General features: G+C 70.7%; 17 protein-coding genes. 1 reads left to right on the top strand and 16 read right to left on the bottom strand.

What is annotated here, in order from left to right; genetic code table 11:
* Window positions 1-110 precede the first annotated feature (110 nt).
* The 16 genes from ACZ63E_RS06940 to ACZ63E_RS06865 all read right to left on the bottom strand — a co-directional run bounded on the left by ACZ63E_RS06940 (window position 111) and on the right by ACZ63E_RS06865 (window position 20,695).
* The gene (locus ACZ63E_RS06940; protein ID WP_465334994.1) at window positions 111-4,055 is read right to left on the bottom strand and encodes a ThuA domain-containing protein; all 3,945 of its coding nucleotides are present in this window, start codon (window positions 4,053-4,055) and stop codon (window positions 111-113) included.
* Between the two features lie 13 nt (window positions 4,056-4,068).
* Window positions 4,069-5,049: a multicopper oxidase domain-containing protein gene (locus tag ACZ63E_RS06935; RefSeq protein ID WP_465334992.1), complete on the bottom strand. Its 981-nt coding sequence runs from the start codon at window positions 5,047-5,049 to the stop codon at window positions 4,069-4,071.
* 20 nt (window positions 5,050-5,069) lie between these two features.
* On the bottom strand, window positions 5,070-5,924 hold the full coding sequence (locus tag ACZ63E_RS06930) for a TIM barrel protein (RefSeq protein WP_465334990.1): 855 nt from the start codon (window positions 5,922-5,924) through the stop codon (window positions 5,070-5,072).
* A 9-nt stretch (window positions 5,925-5,933) separates the two neighbouring features.
* The gene (locus ACZ63E_RS06925) at window positions 5,934-6,938 is read right to left on the bottom strand and encodes a sugar phosphate isomerase/epimerase family protein (protein WP_465334989.1); all 1,005 of its coding nucleotides are present in this window, start codon (window positions 6,936-6,938) and stop codon (window positions 5,934-5,936) included.
* Window positions 6,935-8,083: a Gfo/Idh/MocA family protein gene (locus tag ACZ63E_RS06920; protein ID WP_465334987.1), complete on the bottom strand. Its 1,149-nt coding sequence runs from the start codon at window positions 8,081-8,083 to the stop codon at window positions 6,935-6,937. Before ACZ63E_RS06920 ends, ACZ63E_RS06925 begins: the two co-directional genes overlap by 4 nt.
* A 34-nt stretch (window positions 8,084-8,117) precedes the next feature.
* A complete protein-coding gene (locus tag ACZ63E_RS06915; RefSeq protein WP_465334985.1) occupies window positions 8,118-9,173 on the bottom strand; it encodes a substrate-binding domain-containing protein in 1,056 nt (351 codons plus the stop codon).
* Between the two features lie 20 nt (window positions 9,174-9,193).
* Complete coding sequence (locus ACZ63E_RS06910; protein ID WP_465309635.1) at window positions 9,194-10,192, bottom strand: ABC transporter permease; 999 nt, start codon at window positions 10,190-10,192, stop codon at window positions 9,194-9,196.
* Window positions 10,189-11,691, bottom strand: coding sequence for a sugar ABC transporter ATP-binding protein (locus ACZ63E_RS06905; protein ID WP_465334983.1), 1,503 nt, complete (start codon window positions 11,689-11,691; stop codon window positions 10,189-10,191). The genes ACZ63E_RS06910 and ACZ63E_RS06905 overlap by 4 nt, the downstream gene beginning before the upstream one ends.
* Window positions 11,688-12,848, bottom strand: a complete 1,161-nt coding sequence (locus tag ACZ63E_RS06900; RefSeq protein WP_465309631.1) for an ROK family protein — start codon at window positions 12,846-12,848, stop codon at window positions 11,688-11,690. Before ACZ63E_RS06900 ends, ACZ63E_RS06905 begins: the two co-directional genes overlap by 4 nt.
* Window positions 12,849-13,183: 335 nt before the next feature.
* Window positions 13,184-14,356 carry an ROK family transcriptional regulator gene (locus ACZ63E_RS06895; RefSeq protein WP_465335509.1) on the bottom strand — a complete coding sequence of 391 codons (1,173 nt, stop codon included), beginning with the start codon at window positions 14,354-14,356 and terminating at the stop codon, window positions 13,184-13,186.
* A gap of 156 nt (window positions 14,357-14,512) precedes the next feature.
* Window positions 14,513-15,274, bottom strand: a complete 762-nt coding sequence (locus ACZ63E_RS06890; protein WP_465334981.1) for a hypothetical protein — start codon at window positions 15,272-15,274, stop codon at window positions 14,513-14,515.
* A 19-nt stretch (window positions 15,275-15,293) separates the two neighbouring features.
* Window positions 15,294-16,238, bottom strand: a complete 945-nt coding sequence (locus ACZ63E_RS06885) for a hypothetical protein (protein ID WP_465334979.1) — start codon at window positions 16,236-16,238, stop codon at window positions 15,294-15,296.
* On the bottom strand, window positions 16,232-17,062 hold the full coding sequence (locus ACZ63E_RS06880) for a hypothetical protein (RefSeq protein ID WP_465334977.1): 831 nt from the start codon (window positions 17,060-17,062) through the stop codon (window positions 16,232-16,234). Before ACZ63E_RS06880 ends, ACZ63E_RS06885 begins: the two co-directional genes overlap by 7 nt.
* A gap of 4 nt (window positions 17,063-17,066) precedes the next feature.
* Window positions 17,067-17,438, bottom strand: a complete 372-nt coding sequence (locus tag ACZ63E_RS06875) for a hypothetical protein (RefSeq protein ID WP_465334975.1) — start codon at window positions 17,436-17,438, stop codon at window positions 17,067-17,069.
* A 455-nt stretch (window positions 17,439-17,893) separates the two neighbouring features.
* A complete protein-coding gene (locus ACZ63E_RS06870; protein WP_465334973.1) occupies window positions 17,894-19,606 on the bottom strand; it encodes a beta strand repeat-containing protein in 1,713 nt (570 codons plus the stop codon).
* 57 nt (window positions 19,607-19,663) lie between these two features.
* Window positions 19,664-20,695, bottom strand: coding sequence for a hypothetical protein (locus ACZ63E_RS06865; protein WP_465334971.1), 1,032 nt, complete (start codon window positions 20,693-20,695; stop codon window positions 19,664-19,666).
* 253 nt (window positions 20,696-20,948) lie between these two features.
* On the opposite strand from ACZ63E_RS06865, the gene ACZ63E_RS06860 reads away from it, so the two are divergent.
* Window positions 20,949-21,665 (top strand): dihydrofolate reductase family protein, encoded by a 717-nt coding sequence (locus ACZ63E_RS06860; protein ID WP_465334969.1) that lies wholly within the window; start codon window positions 20,949-20,951, stop codon window positions 21,663-21,665.
* Window positions 21,666-21,671 lie beyond the last annotated feature (6 nt).

Genomic DNA, 21,671 nt, shown 5'->3' with positions numbered 1-21,671 from the left:
GTCAGAGCCCCCTGCTGGCGTCTTGGGGGTGTGGTGTTGTTCTCCTTCTCTTCCTCCCCCCCCCCCCCCCCCCCCCCCCCCCCCCCCCCCCCCCCCCCGCCGCGGCCGAACTACAGCTGCCGCACCCGGATGTTGCGGAACTCGATCAGGTCGTTGTCACTGTGGTTCTGCAGCCCGATGAACCCGCTGACGAACTGCCGCAGGTCGGTCGGCGGATCGCCGGCCCGGGAGGACTGCTGGCCGGGCGTGTTGTCGAACTCGTTGATCACCACGCCGTTGCGGGTCATCGTGTAGTGCTGCCCGACCACCTTGATCTCGTACTCGTTCCAGGTCCCCTTCGGCCGCGCCCCCGCCTGGTCGAGCGGGCGCGGGTCGAAGTTGTAGACCGACCCGGTCTTCTGCGGCTCGCCGCTGTCACCGTCGTAGATCTGGATCTCGTGACCGCAGTAGATCGCGACCCACGCCTGCGACGTCCGCGCCGAGCCGACCGTGCCGCAGCTGCCCGGTGGCCGCTGCTCCAGCGGGGTCCGCGGGTCCGGGAACCGGACGAAGACGCCGCTGTTGGCCCGGAAGGTGTCCGGCGCGATGTCCTTGAACTGGACCTTCACCGAGAAGTCGCCGAACTGCCGCTGGGCGTACCAGAGCATGCCCAGCCCGCCGGCCGACCGGATCGACCCGTCGGGCTGCAGCGCGAACTGCCCCGACGGCGCCTGTTCCCAGCCGCGCAACGACTCCGCCGTGCCGTCGAAGAGCGCGTCGTAGCCGGTGGTGCCCGGCTTCCCGATCGGGGACGCCTCGGCCGCGGCGTTCAGCTCGGTCACCTCGGCGTCATTCAATACCCCGAGGTCGGACAGCGTTTCGGTGGCCTGCTCGACGTGGTTGACGAACGCCGCGTGGGTGCTCCACGTGCTTTCGTCGTCGATGAAGTCGTCGACCGTGCAGCCACCACCCGCGTTGCGGTTGACCACCTTCGTGATCGTGTCACCCAAGGTCACCACCGGACCCGGATCGGCCACGAGACAGCCGACGTTCACCGCGGTCCGCGTGGTCACCGCCTCACCGTTCGCGTAGGTCACGGTCAGCTTGGCGGTGAAGATCCCGGTGCGCGGGTAGGTGTGGCGCGGGTCGGCCTGCGTCGACACCGAGCCGTCGCCGAACTCCCAGCGGTAGGACACGCCACCGGACTTCGACCCGGTGAACGCCGCCGTCAGCGCCTTGTTCTGCACCAGCGTCGACGACGCGGCCGGCGCCGGGGTCGGCGCCCCGCCGGTGTAGCTGATCTTCAGCAGCTTCTGGTTGGCGTCCAGGGAGAAGAAGCCGTTGCCGTAGTCGAGCACGTACAGCGCGCCGTCCGGCCCGAACTTGGCGTCCATCCAGCTCTGCACCTTGGTGTCCCCCGAGCCGCCCGGGATGATCTGGCGGAACGTCTCGGCGAACACCGGCGGCTGGTGCGTCGGCACGCCCGCCGGGTCGACGGTCACCGCGACCCGGTTCTGGGAGTTCGACTCGTCGCCGATGAACCACTTGTTGTCCCAGTACGCCGGCCACGCGACACCGCTGTTCGTGTTGACCAGCGAACGGTGGTAGGTCGGCCCGGACATCACGGCCTGGCCGCCGCCCCGCAGGTACGGCTGGGTGTAGGTGGCGTCCGCCGCGTTGTACGTCGGAATGGAGCTGTTGGGACGGTTGGGGAAGACCGGGCCACCGCCGTCGGGCGAGTACCAGATCATGTTGTCCTTGATCGGCGGCAGGTTCACCAGGCCGGTGTTGCGCGGCGAGGTGTTGACCGGGTTGTTGCAGTCGTACCAGCCGGTCAGCTCCGCGGCGTTCGTGCTGCTGCGGTCGCGGTAGGGCTGCCGGTTGCCCATGCAGTACGGCCAGCCGTGGTTGCCCGCCTCGGTGATGATCGTGGCCGTCTCGTACTTCGCCGGACCGAGCTCCGGGCTCGGCGAAGACGCGTCGGGGCCGACCCAGCCCGCGGTCATCCAGTTGTGCACCGGGTCGATCTGCAACCGGGAGATGTTGCGGACGCCCATCACGTAGATCTCCGGGCGCGTCTTGTCCGCCGGCCCGTTCGGGAAGAGGTTGCCCTGCGGGATCGTGTACGTCCCGTTCGCCTCCGGGTGGATGCGCAGGATCTTGCCGTCCAGGTCGTTCGTGTTGCCCGCGGTGCGGCGGGCGTCCTGGAACGAGATGCCCTTGTAGTCGAGCGTCCAGTTGTTGCCCGAGTAGCCGTTCGAACCGCCCGAGGAGTTGTTGTCCCCGGACCCGACGTAGAGGTTGCCGTCCTTGTCGAACGCCATGCCGCCGCCCGCGTGGCAGCAACTGTGGATCTGGACGTCCCAGGACAGCAGGTCCTTGCGGGTGGCCTGGTCGAGCGTCTGCTTCGCCAGGTCGTAGGTGAAGCGGGACACCGTGCGCTTGCCGATCCGCTTGTCGCGGTCGATCGACGCGTGCGGCATCCAGTAGGCGTACATGTAGCCGTTCTCGGTGAACTTCGGGTCCAGCGTCAGCCCGAGCAGGCCTTCTTCGTTCTTGACCAGCTCGTCACCACTGCCGCGGTTGCCCATCACCGGCAACGTTGTGAGCAGCTTGACCTTCTTGGTGACCGGGTCCCACTGGTGGACCGTGCCGCAGCCGAGGCCGACGTTCGGGTCGTCCCAGCTGACGATCGGCCCGGTCGGGCAGGCCGCCTTGCCGATGTAGAACACCTTGCCGTCGGGGGCGATGGTGAGCCCGTGCGGCTCGCCGATCTGGTCGAGCTGCCCGGCCGCGTTCTTGCCGGTCAGTCGCTCGACCTTGTAGTTCGCGGCGATCCCGGCCTGGCAGTCGCCGCGCACCATGCCGGTCGTCCAGCGCAGCGCGCCGAGCAGGTGGTTGCGGAACTGCGCTTCGCCGTACGACCCTTCGGTGCGGCCCATGCCGGTGTAGAAGGAGCGGCCACCGTCGTAGTCACGGCACCACGAGATCGGGTGGAACGCGCCGTTCGCGCCGACCCCCGGGTTGTAGCCCTTCTCCTCGACCTGCGCGACCGTGTGGACGGTGCCGACCGGGTTGGACTCCCAGTTGAGCCAGCGGTCGGTGCGCGTCCAGTTCTGCGGCAGCCCGGCGGTGGCCGGGTGCTGGGCGTCGAGGACGTCGACGACGGCCTGCTGCGGCGCGGGCTCCGGCGGCGGCGGGGTCGTCGAGGTGTCCTTGAACAGCTTGAGGTCGGCCAGCTGGATGAGCGGCTCACCCGAGTTCGCGGTGATGTTCAGCCGGTAGTTCGGGTAGACCGTCGTGTTGGCGAAGGTGAACGTCCGGGTCTGGAACCGGTCGGTGAACACCTCGTTCGTGCGGGTGTCCAGGTCGGTCCAGGCCTGCCCGTCGGCCGAACCCTGCAGGGTCCAGCTCTTCGGGTCGCGGCCCGGGAAGTCGTTCGCCGACACCAGCGAGTAGCTGCTGACCGCGACCGGGGTGGCCAGCTTGTAGGCGGCCCAGCCGGTCGTCGCGAACGTCAGCCACTTGGTGTTCTCGTTGTTGTCGGCCAGCTTCTCCTTGGTCTCGTTCGGCGGGTTCTCCGCGCTGGCCGTCACCGAGGCCACGGCCTCGGGGGTCGGCCGCGCGCCGACCGGGCGGGCGCCGATCAGGCCGGTGAACCACTGGGACGAGTCCTGCGCGCGGGCCGCGTCGGAGATGCCGAGGAACCCGCCGCCCGCCTTCATGTAGGCCTGCAGCGCGGCTTCCTGCTCCCGGGCGAGCGTGACACCCTGCGCGGACAGGAACACCACGCCGCGGTACTTGGCGAGGTTCGCCGTGCTGAACACGGCGGGGTCGGACGACGCCGTCACCGTGATGCCGTTGTCCGAGCCCAGCCGCGCGATCGCGTCCGCCGCGCGCAGCACCGGGTCCTTCTGGTCGGCGGCCGCGCCGTGGAAGACCAGCACGTTGACCGCCACGTTCGCCGCCGGCGCCGCCTGGGCCACCGGCATCGTGATCAGCGGGGCCCCCGCTGCGAGGACCGCCCCGATCGCGAGCACCAGCGCCCCGCGCCGGCCGAACCATCGTCTCTTCATGATCCGTTCCCTCCTAAGCATGGGTGCGGCCGTCGGGGTTCATGTCGTGCCCGGCGTGGCCGTGCTCCTTGAACCGGTCGAGCGCCTCCTGCGCGCCGTCCGGCAGGCTGCCGTCGGCGTTGCGGACCAGGAACACGCCCACCATCCCGCCGTCGGAGTGGGTCTGGACGTGGCAGTGGTACATCCACACCCCCGGCCCGACACCCTCGCCGGCGATGATCTGGAAGCCGAACGAGCTGCCGGGGTCGAGGTTCTTGTTGTCGACGGCCTGCACGTTGTCGGTGGCACTGCTCAACATCCCGGTCCGGGTGTCGGCCCAGCGGTGCCCGTGCAGGTGGAACGTGTGCGGCAGGCTGCCGTACCCGACGCACACCCACTCGACGCGCTCGCCGAGCCGCGCCTCGAGGATCGGGGTGTCGGGCGCCATCTTGTGGTTGATCATCATCTCGTTGAACACGACCGTGTACTGCCTGCTGGGCAGCAGGTCCCCGCGCTTGCGCACGATCAGCCCGCCGTAGAGCCCGCGCGCGAGCCCGGCGGTGCCGTGGTCGGTGCCCATCGCGTGGTCGTGGTAGTGCCAGTAGCCGGCGCTGCCCGGCATCCAGAACCCGCCGCTCGCCTCGTAGCGGGTCCGCGTCTTCCAGGTGTAGGTCCGCGTCTCACCCGGGTTGTTGAACGACGCGTTGAGCGGGGCGCCGTCGGACGCGGTGTCGTAGTTGACGCCGTGCGGGTGGATCGACAGCCGCTGGTCGGTCCGGTTGACCAGTTCGATCTCGAGGGTGTCGGCCTCGTAGATCTCCAGCAGCGGCCCCGGGATCGTGGCCTTGCCCGGCTCGAGGCCGTAGCCGTAGAGGCCGCCGGGAAGCGCTTCCGCGTAGATCGTGATCTTGCGGGTCAGACCCGCCGCCGACGCCGAGTCGGCGCCCACGCCGATGGCGGGCACGAGCACCCCCGCGGCGGTTCCGGCCAGCATCGACCGACGTGACACTCGCATGTGGATTTCCCCCGGGGGTCTCAGAACCGTACGGTGCGGAGGTACTCGAAGCCGACCTTGGCGGTGTTGAGCGGGTCGGCCGGCTGGTCGTGCTCGACGATGTACTCGCCGATGTTGTGGCAGGACGCGGCGAAGATGCGCGGGAAGTTGATGACGCCGGCGCCGGGGTCGACCATCTGGCCGTCCGCGGTCCGGTCCTTCACGTGGTACTGGGTCACGCGCGGGTAGTTGCGCCGGAACAGCTCGACCGGGTCCGCGCCGCCGTTGACCGCCCAGAAGAGGTCGATCTCCAGGTGCACGTCCCGCTTGTTCGTGTTCTTCGTGAGGACGTCGTACGGGACCACCCCGCCGATCGGGGCGAACTCGTGGTCGTGGTTGTGGTAACCGAGCTTGAGCCCGGCCTTCTTGAAGGCGACGGCCGCGGTGTTCATGCGGCCCGCGAAAGCCTCCCACTCGGCGATGGTGCCGAAGTTCGCGTACGGCACCACGACCGAGCGGTTGCCGAGAATCTTCGCGTCGGCGATGGTCTGGTTCAGGTCGCCGTCGATGCCGACGTGCGTCGAGGACGCCTTGATGTGGTTGCGGTCGAGGATGGCGCGGAACTCGCCGGCGCTGCGGCCGTACGTCCCGGCCAGCTCGACCTTCCGGTAGCCGATGTCGGCCAGCGCGGAGAGCGTGCCTTCGGGGTCGTTCTGCAGCAGGGACCGCAGCGAGTAGAGCTGGATGCTGATCTTGTCGATCGGGACCCGCCGCCGGGCCTGGGCCGCGTCCGCGGTGCCGGGCAGCGCGATGGCCGCGGCCCCCACCGTGAGGGCCGCCGTCGCCACGTTCAGGAACGTCCTTCGGGAGTGCTGCTCTGGCCTGTCACCGCACATGGAACTCCCTCATCTCTGGTTGCTGAAAGCCGCGTCGAAAGCCGCCGACGGCTGGTCGAACAGGTGCTCGCGCAGGTACTTCACCGCCTCCGCCGCGCCGCGGAGGCGGTCCATCCCGGCGTCTTCCCACTCCACCGAGACGGGACCGGTGTAGCCGATCGAGTTCAGCGCCCGGAAGCAGTCCTCCCAGGGGACGTCGCCGTGGCCGACGGACACGAAGTCCCAGCCCCGCCGCGGATCGGCCCACGCCAGGTGCGAGCCGAGCCGGCCGTTGCGGCCGTCGAAGCGCTTCCTCGTGTCCTTGCAGTCGACGTGGTAGATCCGGTCGGCGAAATCGAGGATGAACCCGACCGGGTCGAGGTCCTGCCAGACGAAGTGCGACGGGTCCCAGTTCAGCCCGAACGCGGGCCGGTTCCCGACGGCTTCGAGGGCCCGTTTGGTGGTCCAGTAGTCGTACGCGATCTCCGACGGGTGCACCTCGTGCGCGAACCGGACGCCGACCTCGTCGAAGACGTCGAGGATCGGGTGCCAGCGGCGCGCGAAGTCTTCGTAGCCGTCAACGATGACATCGGCCGTGACCGGCGGAAACATCGCGACGTACCGCCAGATCTTCGACCCGGTGAAGCCGATGACGGTGTCGACGCCGAGCTTCGCCGCCGCCCGCGCGGTGTCGGCCATTTCCGCGGCCGCCCGCTGCCGGACGCCCTCGGGTTCGCCGTCACCCCAGACCCGGGACGGGAGGATCGCGCGGTGCCGGTGGTCGATCGGGTCGTCGCAGACGGCCTGCCCGACGAGGTGGTTCGAGATCGCCCACACCTTGAGCCCGTGCTCGGCCAGCAGGGCGAGCCTGCCGGGCACGTAGTCCTCTTCGGACAGTGCCCGGTCGACCTCGAAGTGGTCGCCGGAGCAGGCGATCTCGAGGCCGTCGTACCCCCATTCCGAGGCGAGCTTGCAGACTTCGGTGAACGGCAGGTCCGCCCACTGGCCGGTGAAGAGCGTGACCGGACGGCTCATGCGGACGCCTCCACGGCGGTCCAGGCGGCTTCGGCGGAAGCGCTTACCTCCACCGCGTGCAGCACGCGCTGGACCCGCAGGCCGTCCTCGAAGCTCGGCTCGGGATCGGTGCCCGTGCCGATGGCCTGCAGGAGATCCGCGACCTCGTTGGTGAACGTGTGCTCGTACCCGAGCAGGTGGCCCGGCGGCCACCACACGCCGACGTACGGGTGCTCGGGTTCGGTGACGAGGATGCGCCGGAAGCCCGCTTCGGTGCCGCCGCCTTCGTACCACTGCAGCTCGTTCATCGACTCGAAGTCGAACGCCAGGCTCGCCTTCGCCCCGTTGACCTCCAGCCGCATCGCGTTCTTGCGGCCGAGCGCGAACCGCGTCGCCTCGAAGCTCGCCACGGCTCCCCCGGACAGCCGGGCCAGGAACAACGCGGTGTCGTCGACCGTCACGTCGTCCGTCCCGCCGGTTTCGGACGGCCGCTGCTTCACGAAGGTGTTCGTCAGCGCGGAAACCCCGGTGATCGTCTCACCGGTGACGAACTGCGCGGCGTCGACGATGTGCGCGCCGAGGTCGCCCAGCGCGCCCGAGCCGGCCGATTCGCGCCGCAGCCGCCAGGTCATCGGCGCCTGCGGGTCGGACAGCCAGTCCTGCAGGTACACCGACCGCACGTGCCGGATCTCGCCGAGCGCCCCGCTCGCGACCAGTTTCCTGGCGTGCGCGAGTGCGGGCACCCGGCGGTAGTTGAACGCGACCATGGCCCGGACCCCGCGTTCCCGGGCCTTCCGCGCCGCCTCGGCCATCGCCTCGGCCTCCGCCACCGAGTTGGCCAGGGGTTTCTCACACAGCACGTGCTTCCCGGCGTCCAGCGCGGCGATCGCGATCTCCGCGTGGCTGTCCCCCGGGGTGCAGACGTCGACCAGGCCGACGTCGTCGCGGGCGATCAGCTTCCGCCAGTCGGTCTCGACGGCTTCCCAGCCGAACTTGGCCGCCGCGTCACCGGCCCGCTTCTCGTCGCGACCGGCGAGGACGGCGAGTCGCGGCACCAGCGGTGGGTCGAAGAACCGGTGGACACTGCGCCAGGCGTGCGAATGCACCGCACCCATGAACGCGTGGCCCACCATCCCGATCCCGATGGTTTCCCGTGCCGGGCTCATACCCCTCCTTTGATACGTGCGTGCGAGAACCAGGTCAGGAGTCGAAGCCGACGTCGAGGTACTGGTCGACGTTCTCCTTGGTGACCACCGCGGAATAGGTGGTGATCTCGGCCGGGATGTCGTGCTCGGCCAGGTCGCCGATCCCCTTGCCCTGCCCGAGCAGGCGCGCGAGGGCGATCGCCGTCGAGGCCATCGACGGGCTGTAGAGCACGGTCGCCTTGATCGGCGAGCTGTCGGCCTTGATCAGGTTCATCATGTTCTTCGAGCCGGCGCCGCCGACCATGATGAACTCCTTGCGGCCCGCGGTGTCGATCGCCGCGTTGACGCCGATGCCCTGGTCGTCGTCGTGGTTCCACAGCGCGTCCAGCTTGGGCGCGCCCTGGAGCAGGTTCGCCGTCTGCTGCTCACCCGACTCCGAGGTGAACTGCGCCGAAACCCGCGGCCCGACCTTGAACCCGGCCCGCCCGAGCGCGTCCGCGAAACCCTTGCTGCGTTCCTGGGTCAGCGGCAGCGAGTCGATCCCGGCGACCTCGCCGATGATCGGGTTCGCGACGTTCTTCTTCTTGAGCTCCGCGGCGAGGTAGTTGCCCGCGTTGACGCCCATCCGGTAGTTGTCGCCGCCGATCCAGGTTCTATACGCGAGCGGGGTGTCGAAGACGCGGTCCAGGTTGATCACCGGGATGCCGGCGTCCATCGCCTGCTGCCCGGCCGAGGTGAGCGCCTTGCCGTCGAAGGGCAGGATCACCAGGACGTCGACCTTGGCGTTGATCAGCGTCTCCACCTGGGAGATCTGCTGGTTGACGTCGTTGGTGCCCTCGGTGGCGGTGAACTTCACCTCGGTGAACTTCTGCGCCTGCGCCTTGGCGTTCTTGGTGATCGCCGCGATCCAGCCGTGGTCGGCGGCCGGCGCGGAAAAGCCGATGGTGACCGGCTTTCCGGGCTGGGCGTTGTTGCCCGCGTTGGCGACCGGTGCGCCTGCCTCCGAGTTCGCGGGGGTGTTCGACGTGCAGCCGGCCAGCAGCGCGCCGGCGCCGACGGCGGCCCCGCCCAGCAGGAATCCCCGGCGGCCGAGGAAGGGTTGTTCGGTCATGACGGCCTCCAAAGGTGGTACTACGGACCGGTCCTGGCTTTCCTGGCCCGGAACTGCAAGAGCACGGCGAGGACGATGATCACGCCCTTGGCGATGTTCTGGATGTCGGTGTCCAGGTTGTTGAGCGTGAAGAGGTTGGACAGCACGGTGAAGATCAGCACGCCGATCAGGGTGCCGATCAGCGAGCCGCGGCCGCCGGTGAGCAGCGTGCCGCCGATGACCACCGCCGCGATCGCGTCGAGCTCGTAGAACATGCCGTTGGTCGACGCGCCGGCGGTCGTCCGCGCGACGACCATGAGCGCGGCGATCCCGCAGCACAGCCCGGCGACGCCGTACACGAGCGCGAGGTGGCGCTTGACGTTGATGCCGGCCAGCCGCGACGCCTCGGCGTTGCCGCCGACCGCGTAGGTCCGGCGCCCGAACGTGGTGCGGTTGAGCACCACCCAGCCGACCGCGAACACGAGCGCGAACAGCCAGATCAGCACCGGGATGCCCAGCAGGTCACCGCGGAAGAAGGTGAGGAAGTCCTGGTCGGCGACCACCTGCGTGCGGCGGCCGCTGAGCCGTTCGGCGAGCCCGCGTGCCGAGACGTACATCGCGAGCGTCGCGATGAACGGCACGACCTTGCCGTAGGAGACGAGCACGCCGTTGACCAGCCCACAGCCGAGGCCGACGGCGAGTCCGCAGAGGACCATCACCCACGGCCCGTAGGACTGCGTGGCCAGGGTCGTCAGCCAGACGCTGGAGAGCGCGACGATCGAGCCGACGGACAGGTCGATGCCGCCGCTGATGATCACGAACGTCATCCCGACGCTGACCACGCCGATCGCCGCGGCCAGCCGCAGGATCGTGGAGATGTTGCTTTCGGTGAAGAACAGCTCGGGCCGGGTGAACTGGCCGACCAGGCACAGCACGACGAGCACGGCGGCCAGGCCGAGCAGCCGCGGGTCGGCCCGGAAGGCGAACCGCCGTCCTTCGGTGGTCACCGCCTTGCGTGGTGGCGCTTCGGTGTCGGTCATGCCGCACTCCCCTCGAGAATCACGTCGAGCACCGCGGCCTCGGTCAGCCCGCCGGAGGGCCGGTCGGCGAGGACCCGGCCCTCGCGCAGCACCAGCACCCGGTCGGACAGCCCCAGCACCTCGGGGATCTCACTGGACACCAGCACGATCGCGACGCCGGTCGCGGCCAGCTCGTCGATCAGCCGGTACAGCTCGGCGCGCGCGCCGACGTCGACCCCGCGCGTGGGCTCGTCCAGCAGCAGCACCCGGCAGCCGCGGACCAGCCAGCGGGCGAGCACCGCCTTCTGCTGGTTGCCGCCCGAGAGCGTGCGGACGATCCGGCGCGGGTCGGCCGGGCGCAGGTCGAGACGGCGCAGGCTGGCGCCGGCGTCGTCGAGCTCCTTGCCGCGCTCGGTGAACCCGAGCTTCGCGTAGCGGCCGAGGCTCGCGAGGGTCACGTTGTGCACCACCGGCAGGTCGAGCAGCAGGCCCTGGCTCTTGCGCTCCTCCGGGGCGAGCCCGACACCGGCCTTGACGGCGGCCCGGATGTCGCCCGGGCTCAGCGGCTTCCCGTCCACGGCAACGGTTCCGCGGTCGGCCTTGCGCGCGCCGAAGATCGTCTCCAGCAGCTCGCTGCGGCCGGACCCGACCAGGCCGGCGATCCCGACGACCTCCCCGGCGTGGACGGTGAAGCTCACGTTCTCGAACTCCCCGGCGCGGGACAGGCCCTCGACCTCGAGCGCCCGCTTGCTCCGGTCGGCGTGGCCGTCGTGACGCGGCCCGAAGACCGTCTCCACCTTGCGCCCGGCCATCAGCGCGACGAGATCGGCGGTCGGCGTGGTGCGCGCGTCGAGCCCGGTGCCGACGGTCCGGCCGTCCTTGAGCACGGTCACCCGGTGCCCGATCCGGCGCAACTCCTCGAGCCGGTGCGAGATGTAGACGACCGCGACACCGTCCGCGGTCAGCTCGCCGACGATGCGGAAGAGGTTGTCGACCTCCTCGCCGGCCAGCGCGGCGGTGGGCTCGTCCATCACGAGCAGCTTGGCGTCGTGGGCCAGCGCGCGGGCCATCGAGACGAGCTGCTGGCCCGCCGCCGAGAGCCGGCCGACCTCGTCCGACGGCCGGATGCCGGGGTGGCCCAGCCGCGCCATCAGCCGGGCGGCCTCGTCACGGGCCTGGGAGATCCGCGTGAACCCGAAGCGGGCGCGTTCGTGGCCGAGGAAGATGTTGTCCGCCACCGAAAGCCCGGGCACGAGGTCGAGCTCCTGGTACATCGTGGCGATGCCCAGGCGCAGCGCGTCGACCGGGGACCCGAGGTTGGCCGGCTCGCCCTGCCAGGTGATCTCCCCCGCGTCCGGCTGGTGCGCGCCGGCGAGGACCTTGATCAGCGTCGACTTCCCGGCGCCGTTCTGGCCGAGCAGGCAGTGCACCTCGCCGGGTTCGACGTCGAGGTCGACCCCGTCGAGCGCGCGCACCCCCGGGAAGGACTTCACGATCCCGCGGACGGAAAGCAGACTCATACCGAGGCCTCCTCGGTGGCGGGGACGAGGGTCGGGTCGGCGAAGAGCCGTTCGGCCGCGACGTGCGCGGCGCCCCGCAGGGGAGCTTCGAGGCCGAGCTCGGACGGCACCACCCGGGCGTGGCCCAGGGGCCGGGCGGAAAGCTCGACGCGGACCGGCTCGACCAGCCACGGCCCGAGCTCGGCGAAGTACCCGCCCAGCACCACGACGTCCGGGTCGAGCACGTCGACCACAGTGGACAGTGCGACGCCGAGCGCGACACCCAGCTCGTGCACCGCGGTGACCGCGCGCTGGTCACCGAGGCGGACGCGCTCGGTGAGCAGCGCGACCCGCTCGGCCACGCCCAGCGCGGGGTCCTGCAGCCGGTCCCCCGGCGCCGCCGCGGCGCGCAGGACGGCGGCCAGGTTCGCCTTGGTCTCGAGGCAGCCGGTCCGGCCGCAGGCGCAGCGCTCGCCGGACGGGTCGACGTTGATGTGCCCGACCTCGCCCGCGAAGCCCCGCGCGCCGCGCAGGATCGCCCCGCCGGACACGAGCCCGCCGCCGACGGCCGTCCCGCCGCTGAGGTAGAACAGCTCGCCGGCCCCGGTGAGCGACTCGGCGAGCGCGCCGAGGTTGGCTTCGTTGTCGACGGCGACCGCGTCGACGGGCAGGTTCAGGCGCGCCGCCATCAGGCCGGCGATCTCCGCGTCGCGCCACCGCAGGGCGGGGGCGAACCGCAGCACGGCGGCGGCCGAGTCGACCAGCCCGGGCACCGAGATCGCGACACCGACGGGCGGGCCGGGCAGCACGCGGTGGGCGAGGTGGGCGAGCTCGTCCATGCCTCGCTGCAGCCCGGCCGCGGCGACGTCGACGGTCTCGGCGTGCTCGGCCAGGACCCGGCCGGACAGGTCGGTGACCACGGCCGACAGCCGGTCGGCCTCGATGCTCAGCGCCAGCGCGTACGCGTCTTCGCCGTCCAGCTCGACCAGCCGGCTCGGGCGGCCGTTGCCGGGGAGGACCCCGGCGGGCCGGACGAGGCCTCGCTCGGCGAGCTCGGCGAGCAGGCCGGGAACCGCCGACTTCGCGACCCCGCAGCGGGCCGCCAGCTGCGTGCGCGAGAGCGGTCCGCCCCGGAGCGCCCGCAGGACGGCGGCCAGGTTGGCCGTACGCGGGCTCACCGGTTCGGCTCGCCTGGCACCGGTCTTGGCCACATTGCCCTCACCTAAGCTGCGCTTTGAACGGACTTTGTCACGCAGGATGCGAAAGTAGGGTGACGGCCATCACCCGTCAAGGTGAAGACGGCGTGTTAAGTCCCGTTTTCACCCGGATAGACGCGCGGAAGTGTGCAGACTTTCGATCCAAGAGTGCAAAAGTCTGTCCGGTTTGAGCGCTACTGCGGGGACAGGGTCAGCAACCGAGGGTGAGACTCCTACCGCAGGGGTCGTGAGTGTTTAGGAGGGTTAGAACCCTCCTAAACACTCACGACCCAGCCGCGGCAGACCTCTTGCCAGGGTCAGCTGCTGAGCGTGAACGCCCGATCCGTCGCCGACCAAGCCGCACCGATCACCCCGGCCGTGTCCCCCAGCTCGGACAGCACGATCGGCAGGTTGCCCGTCGCCAGCGGCAGCGACCGGCGGTACACCGCGCTGCGCAGCTCGGCGAGCAGCTGGTGCCCGAGCTGCGCGACCCCGCCGCCGATCACCACCATGCCCGGGTTGATGAAGGAGACCAGCGACGCGACGACCTGGCCGAGCCGCCGCCCGCCGTCGCGGATCAGGTTGACCGCGCCGAAGTCGCCCGCCGCGGCCGCGCGGCCGACGTCGCGGGCAGTGACCGCTCCATGCTCGGCGGCCACCTCGGCGAGGTGGGCCGAGCGGCCGCTGCGGGCCAGGGCCAGCCCGTCGCGGGCCAGCGCGGCCCCGCCGAAGTAGGCCTCCAGGCAGCCGACCTCCCCGCAGGCGCAGGTCGGGCCGTAGTCGTCGAGGCGGATGTGCCCGATGTCGCCCGCCGTGCCGGCGACCCCGCGGTAGACCTTCCCGCCGAGCACGATCCCGCAGCCGATCCCGGTGCCGATCTTGACGAACATCAGGTCGTCGGTGGAGCGCGCGACCCCGGCGTGTCGTTCGCCGAGCGCCATCGCGTTGACGTCGTTGTCGACCGCCACCGGGCAGCCCCAGAGCCCGCCGAGGTGGTCCCGCACGTTGAACCGGTCCCAGCCGGGCATGATCGGCGGGGCGACGGCCATGCCTTCGGCGAAGCTGACCGGCCCCGGCAGCCCGATGCCCGCGGCGACCAGCTTGCCGGGCGCGGCGTCCCGGACCTTCGCCGCCAGCTCGGCCACCCGCCGCAGCACCGGGTGCGGCCCCTGCCGGACGTCGCAGTCCTCGACGGTGTGCGCGAGCACCTCGCACGAAGCGTCGGTGACGGCCACCCCGACCGACGTCGCGCCGACGTCCACCGCGAGCACCCGCAGCTCACCCGAAAGCCGCACCAAGGTCGACCGGCGCCCGCCCCGGCTGGCGGACGGCCCGGCGGTCTCGACGAGGCCGACCTCGTCGAGCCGGGCCACCTCGGCCCCGACCCGGGCGCGCGGCAGCTCGAGCCGCTCGCCCAGCTCGACCCGCGACATCGGGCCTTCGTCGCGAAGCAGCGTGAGCAACCGGGTCTGGTGCCGGGTTTCGACCATCGACTGCTCCGGGGTGGATACCGCGCTCATTCGCCTCAGCGTACGGGTCCCCGCTTCCGGCGGTGGCGGAACGACCCTCATCGCTCTGGTCGAGCAGCGCGCTCAGCTACGTTTCGGCGCGCACGGCGTACCGGTACCTCTCGGGGTCCTCCCGGTTCACGTACAGCCGCTCGGGTTCGAAAGCGCCCCCTCCTCGACGAACGAGTACATCCACCGGAACCAGTCGTCGAACCCCTGGTTCATCAGCGCTTCCGGATTCTCGAAAACCACCTTCCGGCGCCCCTGCACCCCGTACGCGATCTGGATAGCGCCGACGAAGTTCAGGAAGCCGGACGTCGTCCCGAGCGACGCCGGGGTGATGAACTGGTCGGGGTCGTCGAACTGGTTGCGGTTGAGCAGGGACAACCGGTTCGCCGCCCGGTCGCGGTCGACCACGACCGGCAGCAGGAGGTCGTCGGTGAGGCTGTACCTGTGGTGGATCTCCAGGTCGTGGACGCGCCGCTCGACCGCGGCGCCGGCCGGACCGGTCAGGTCCACAGTGGACATGTCGTGCACGAAGCGCACCGGAGCTTCGTAGGGGCACATCAGGGTCAAGCTCAACGCTTCGTCGTCGATCCGCAGCCGGACGAGCGCCACGAACTGGTCGGGCACCGGGCCCGACGCAAGGCCGGCGGCGAAGGCCCAGAAGAACGCCTTCACCACGTCTTTGGTCTCTCGCAAGGGAACCGTGCCGACCGGCCGGCGGTACGTCACGACGGGCAGCGGCATCCAGTCCGCCGGATCGGGCGGTTCCCGGGGCGCCAGCACCTTTTCCCGGTTGAGCCGCCCGAGCTCGTCGACGACGACGGCGCGGTCGTCTTCGGTCACCAGTCCCAGCTCGGCCCGCAGGGCGTCGATCCGCCGCGTCAGGTCCGTCATCTGCCCACCACCTCTCCGGTCACACCATGCTGAGCAGCCCCGAGCCCCAGTCGGCGAGCAGCGGGTCGTTGAGCACCGCGCGTCCCCGCTTCCGGACGAACTCGACCAGCGTGGCGAAGTCGTCCGGGCACCGGTGGCTCTGCCGCTGGGCGTCGAACAGCGCGGCGCTGTTCTTCCTCGTCAGCCGGACCGACGCCAGCAGGGAGGCCATGGCGAGGCCGCGGAGCCGGCCCGCCGAGCCCAGCACTCCGCCGAACCCGGCCTCGTTCAACAGCTTCGTCACCTCGTCGCGGCGCTCCGCCTCGACGTGCGGCAGCGCGTGGTCGGCGGCGAGCCGCTGCTGCCACTCGGTCACGTTCCGCGCGCCGACGTCGATGAGGGCCTGCACGACCGGGTCGGCGGCGACGCGGTCGCGCGCGAACCGCCGCAGTTCGCGAAGGCTCTCCAGCGTGCCGGGTCCGTCCATGTGGTAGCCGCGGAGCTGCCGTTCGACCGGCTCGGGCAGGGGCCCGGGCAGCACCAGCGCGCCGATCTCACCGTCCACGGCGATCGACACGAAAACGGTGTCCATCCCGGGCAGGACGTATCCGCTGATGGTCCCGTCGTAGGTTCCCGGCGCCCGGTGGAAGCCGTCGACGGCCGGCGCGGACATGACCGGCGAGCCGCGCAGCTGGGCGGCGAGGCGGCCGCTCGCGCTGACCTGGACCCGGACCGGCTCGTGGATGACGCAGAACGCGTCCCGCTGCGTCATCAGCCACATCAGGCGGCTCCCGAACGCGCCGTGGTCGCTGTGGTCGGCCAGCTCGACGAGCGAGGCGTACTCGTCGAGCAGGTGCTCGACACCCTGCCGCCACAGCTCGGAGTCACCGGAAGCGTGCAGCAGCCCCTCGAAACCGGCCCGCTGCTCGGCCCGCGACCGCCACGGCAGGTAGGCGCCCGGGCCGGACGGGCCGGCGGTCAGCACGTAGTCGAGCTCGGCCGGAGCTCGGCCGCGGTGATGGTCGCGAGGCGGTCCAGGGAGTCGAAGAGGTGCTTGCGGACCACGAGCCACCGTTCGTTCCGGCCGTCGTCCGGCTCCAGCAGACGCGCCACCAGACCGAAGTCGGAGAAGAAGTAGTGCACGGCGAAGAGCAGGAAGACGTCGGTGCCGGTCAGGCGTTCGTCGCGCAGCGCCAGCGAGATCCAGAGATTCTTGACCAGGAGGTAACCGCCGAGGTACCCCTCCCGGGCCGCGAGGAGCGGTTGGGCCAGCACGTTCGACTTGCGCTTGACGAGCCGGGGACCGGTCCGGTTCTTGATGAGGTACGACATCACCGCTTCGTCGAGCTGTTCCGCCGCGTTTGCGGTGGCCGGCACGCTCTTGAGCAGGCGCCGCGCGTAGAGGAGGAACGTCCATTTCATCGGTGTGGAACAAACGTCGGCCGCCCGGCTGGGAATCGTGTCGAATTCGGCGAACAACGCCAGGCCTTCGATGATCGGCCACAGCATGCCCGACGCGATGTCGTAGGCCACGAAATCCAGCCCGGAACTGAAGATCACCTCTTCGGAGCCCGCCGATTCTTCGGTGATCAGGGGAAGGACGGGCCGGAAGTACAAGTACGTCAAGGCCGTGCCGACGGGGGAGGTGAAGCACCAGTGGTGCGTCAGCTCGTGGACGAACGCCGGCCAGGTCGAGTCCGGCAGCTCCCCCTCGAGCAAGCCGGCCAGCTGCGACCGGGCGTCACCCGCGCTCAGCTCGCCGAAGTTGGTCACCGGGTGGGTGAAGCTCCGGAACTCCTGGGCGGCCACCGGCCTAGCCGATGAGGTCCGCGACCGGGACCTCGGCCAGCTTGCCGAGCTCGCCCAGCACCTGCTCGGAGGCCGGCCGGTCCTTCGAAAGCGAAATGTCGACGGCGCGCACGACCCGCGTCCCGTCCGGGTAGACGATTTCGACCTTCTCCCGGAAACGGTCCGGCCGGTTGCGAAGGACCAAATAGGTGATCAGCCCTCTAATTGCCAACCCGCCGACGACGACGGCGAGGGTGACCGGTTCCCCGGACGAGCCGTCGGGAACGGCCGCCTCTTCGAACTCGACGTCGCCCCCGCCCGCTTCGGCGATCTGTTCTTCGATCTCCAGCTTGTCGTCGTAGCCGAGACCGGCCAGTCTTATTCGCGGCGGTTCCATGCCGGAACGATAGCTCGCGAAGAACGGGCCCGGCCCCCTTGCGCAGTCTCGGTTCAATAGCGTTAATTCCTGACCGCACACCCCCGAGGAAGGATCCCCGATGACCGAACCGAACGCGGACCGGGCCGGACGCCGTGGTCCCGACGGCTCCGGAGTGGACCGTCACCGCCCTGGTCGAGCACGTGGCCAGACCCAGCACTGGGTCGCGGAGATGATCGAGCGGCGCGTGGCCGACGTGACGGTGACCGGCCCGGCACGGTCCCTGCTGCTGACGTTGACCCGGCGCCCTCCCGCCCACCGAGGGCGTCACCATCGAGGGCGACGCCGGTCTCGTGCGGCACTGGCTGGACAACACGGCGCACGTCAGCGGCTGACCGGTCGTGGCCCGGAAACGAAAGCGGGGCACCGGGATGACCCCGGCGCCCCGCTCCCTGTACTGCTGAACCCGCTGTCCGTCAGACGGTGTGCGGGGTGTGCGCGACGGTGTTCCAGCCCATGGCGATGACGTCGGCGTTGCCGCCGTCGCCCGCCCAGCCGGAGTTCCCGCCGGTCGTGCTGCTGGTGTTCCAGGCGTCGCCGGTCGAGCCGGTGGCGCCGGTGTCACCCGAGTGGCCCGAAGTCACCGCGGTGTGCGACGTCGTGCCGTTCTCGTGCTTCCAGCCACCGTGGTGGCGGCCCTGCTGCTCGTGCCCGCGGGTCGACGTGACGGCGGTGTTGCCGCCGGTCGAGCCCGAGTCGCCCGAGTTGCCGGACTTGCCCGTCACCGCGTTGTTGTGGCTGGTGGCGTTTCCGGCGTCGCCGGAGTTGCCACCGTTGCCGCCCTTGGCGGTGCCGGTCACCAGACCCAGGACGCCGGTGCGGCCGCCCTGCTCGTGACGCTTCCAGCTGTGCCCACCGCTGTTCGTGGCGGAGTTGTGGCCGGTGCTGACAACCGTGGCGTCGCCGCCGTTGCCCGCCCAGCCGGAGTTCCCGCCGGTGGTCGTGCTGGTGTTGGTCGCGTCACCGGTCCAGCCGGTGGCGCCGGTGTCACCCGAGTTGCCCGAAGTCACCGTGGTGTGCGACTTCGTGCCACCGCCGTTGTTCCAGCCGCCACCGTGGTAGCAGCCACAACCGTGGTTCCCGCGGCCGTTGTTCTGGCCGCCGAGCGTCCACACGATGGCGGAGTTGCCGCCGGTCGAGCCCGAGTCACCCGAGTTGCCGGAGTTCCCGGTCACCGCGTTGTTGTGGCTGGTGGCGTTCCCGGCGTCGCCGGAGTCACCACCGTTGCCACCCTTCGCGGAGCCGGTGACCCAGCCCAGGACGCCCGTCTGGCCGCCCTGCTCGTGCCGGTTCCAGCCCCAGCTGTGCCCACCGTTGTTCGTGGCGGAGTTGCGGCCGGACGCGACCGTGGTGGCGTCGCCACCGTTGCCCGCGTTGCCCGAGTTGCCGCCGGTGGTCGTGCTGGTGTTGGTCGCGTCGCCGGTCGACCCGGTGGCGCCGGTGTCACCCGAGTTGCCCGAGGACACCGTGGTGGAGCACTGCGCCAGCAGGCACAGGCCGTAGGCGCTGTTCCCGCCGGTGGAGCCGGAGTTCCCGGAGTTGCCCGAGTTCCCCGAGACCGCCGAGTTCGAGCTGGTGGCGTTCCCGGCGTCGCCGGAGTTGCCACCGTTGCCGCCCTTGGCGGTGCCCGTCACCGAGCCGAGGACACCGGTCAGGCCGCCGCGGGCGCCCCGCGAGTCCGCGGTGTTCTTCCCGGCCGCCGCCGACGTTCCCGAGCCGCCGTGGCCGGCGTTCCCGGAGTTCCCACCGGTGGTGCTGCTGGTGTTCGAGGCGTTCCCGGTCGAGCCGGTCGCGCCCGTGTTCCCGGAGTTGCCCGAGGACACCGAGGTGCTGCACTTCGCCAGGACGCAGACGCCGTAGGCGCTGTTCCCGCCGGTCGAACCGGAGTTGCCCGAGTTTCCGGAGTTCCCGCTGGCAGCGTTGTTGCTGCTGCTGGCGTTCCCGCCGGAGCCGGAGTCACCGCCGTTGCCGCCGGTGGCGGTTCCGGAGACGACCGAGTGCAGGGTGTTCCCGAGCCCGCCGAGCGGGCCCGAGTTACCGGTGTCCGCACTGGCCACCGCGCTGCCCAGCAGGACGAACCCGCCGGAGATGAACGCGGCGGTCAGGCCGCGTCGTACGTACTTGTGCATGAACTTCCCTTTCCGTGCCCTGTGTCCTCTATGGATTTCTGGGATGGAAGGGGAAAATCAGCTCGGATGGTCGTTTCCGTAGAAGACCAGCCAGTACGGCGACGCTCGCCCGCCCGGCGGAGCCCGCCAGGTCCGGTCCGTGCCCGGGATGACCGAGCCGGACGCGGTCACGGCGAACTCGCCGCCGTGCGCGCTCCCGCCGCTCACCGACATCGCACCGCTCATGCCGGCGAGGTCCGCGGGCAGCCCGCTGCCCCCGGAGCCGGACGCGGGACCGGCAACACCGGCCTCGGCCTGGCCGGCCACGGCCGTCCGGTCACGCGGCGGTTCGTGAGCCCGCGTCAGGACGGTCACCACCGGCGAGGCACTGACCGCACCGCGCGGTGCGGCAACCGCCGGGCTTCCGGCGACCGGTTCGGCCGGGGTGACCGGCTGTCCGATCACCACCGGATCAGCCCGCTCGCCCCCGATCGCCCGCACCACCGGTGCGGTCACCGGGGCCGTGGCGTGCAGGACCGGCGACACCGCGTGCACCACCGGCCGCAAGGCCGACAGCACGGGTTCCGCCGTTTCCAGCACCGGACGGGTAACCGCGGAAACCACGGGCGCCAGCCCGTTCGTCACCGGCTCGATCACCGGTCCCACCTGCGACGACACCGCGTGCACGGTGTTCGTCACCGGCTTGAGGGCCGGACTGTCGAGCACGCCGTGCACGGTGTTGGTTACCGGACCGAGGGCCGGACCATCGAGCACACCGTGCACGGTGTCCGTCACCGGCTTGGCCACCGGCGCCACCTGCGACGACACACCGTTCACGGTGTCCGTCACCGGCTTGGCGACCGGCGCCACCTGCGACGACACCGTGTGCACCGTGTCCGTCACCGGCCCGAGGGCAGGACTGTCGTGCACAGTGCTCCCGGCCCGATCGAGCAGCCCGGGCCGATCCGGCGACCCGCCTTCGGCCGCGTGCGCGGTCCCGGACAGGGCCATGGCCAGCAGGGTGAACCCGAACAACGCCCCGGCCAGCACGAGCATCCGCAGGATCAGCGGCGGCCCGGCCGGGGTCGTGTCCGTCAGGGAAGTATCCATCCATCTCACCCCCTTTCGGGTGGGGACTTCACCGTCAGTCAGATTTCGGCGCGGCGACCTCACCGGATTGGGTGTAGATCGAAGTTTTTTCTTTCCCTCAAACGAGGTTTCTACCGCTGAGTAGCGGGTAAACCTGTCGAGTTTTTCTCCCGAAAAGCCAACCCGCGGCGCGTGTAGAGAACCCACGATCGGCTCCGACTCAGGGGCAAGGGCGGCCACCAGGGCCGCCTCGTACCCCCGAGGAGCAGGAACCATGACCCGAGTGACCGCCCAGATGTCGGTGTCCCTCGACGGCTTCTACACCGGACCGCGGGACACCGCCGAGCCCCAGGACATGAGCGGCTGGATGCGCGGCCCCGAAGCGCCCGGCTTCTTCCGCGTCACGCGCTGGGCCGTCGACGCCATGGCCTGGCGCGAGCGACAGGGCTTCGCCGGTGGCGCCCAGTCGGTCGATTCGGACATCGTCGCGGAGACGTTCGCCGCCGCCGGCGCCTACGTCATGGGGCGGCGCATGTTCGACGCCGGTGAGGTCCCGTGGGGCGACGAGCCGCCGTTCCGCGCGCCGGTCTTCGTGGTCACCCACCGGCCGCGCGAGGTGCTCGAACGCCAGGGTGGCACGTCCTTCACGTTCGTCACCGACGGCCCCGCGCGGGCGATCGAGCTGGCCCGGGCCGCCGCCGGCGGCAAGGACGTGGCGGTGGCCGGCGGCGGCGAGCTGCTGCGCCAGGTGCTGGCCGCCGGGCTGCTCGACCAGCTCGAGCTGCACGTCGCCCCGGTGCTGCTGGGTGACGGCCAGCGCCTCTTCGACGCCGGTCTCGGCCTCGGCGCGGACGACGGTGTCGAGCTGGTCCCGACGCGGGTCGTCGACGCGCCCGGGGTCACCCACCTCCGCTATACCGTCACCGGACGGGCGAAGCTGGTGCTGGACGATCGTGGCGCGGGCGGCGAGCTGGTCGGGCCGGCGCACTGAGAGAGG

It is taken from the genome of Amycolatopsis sp. NPDC104819 (assembly GCF_055583145.1).
This window is presented reverse-complemented; position numbering and strand designations above follow the sequence as displayed.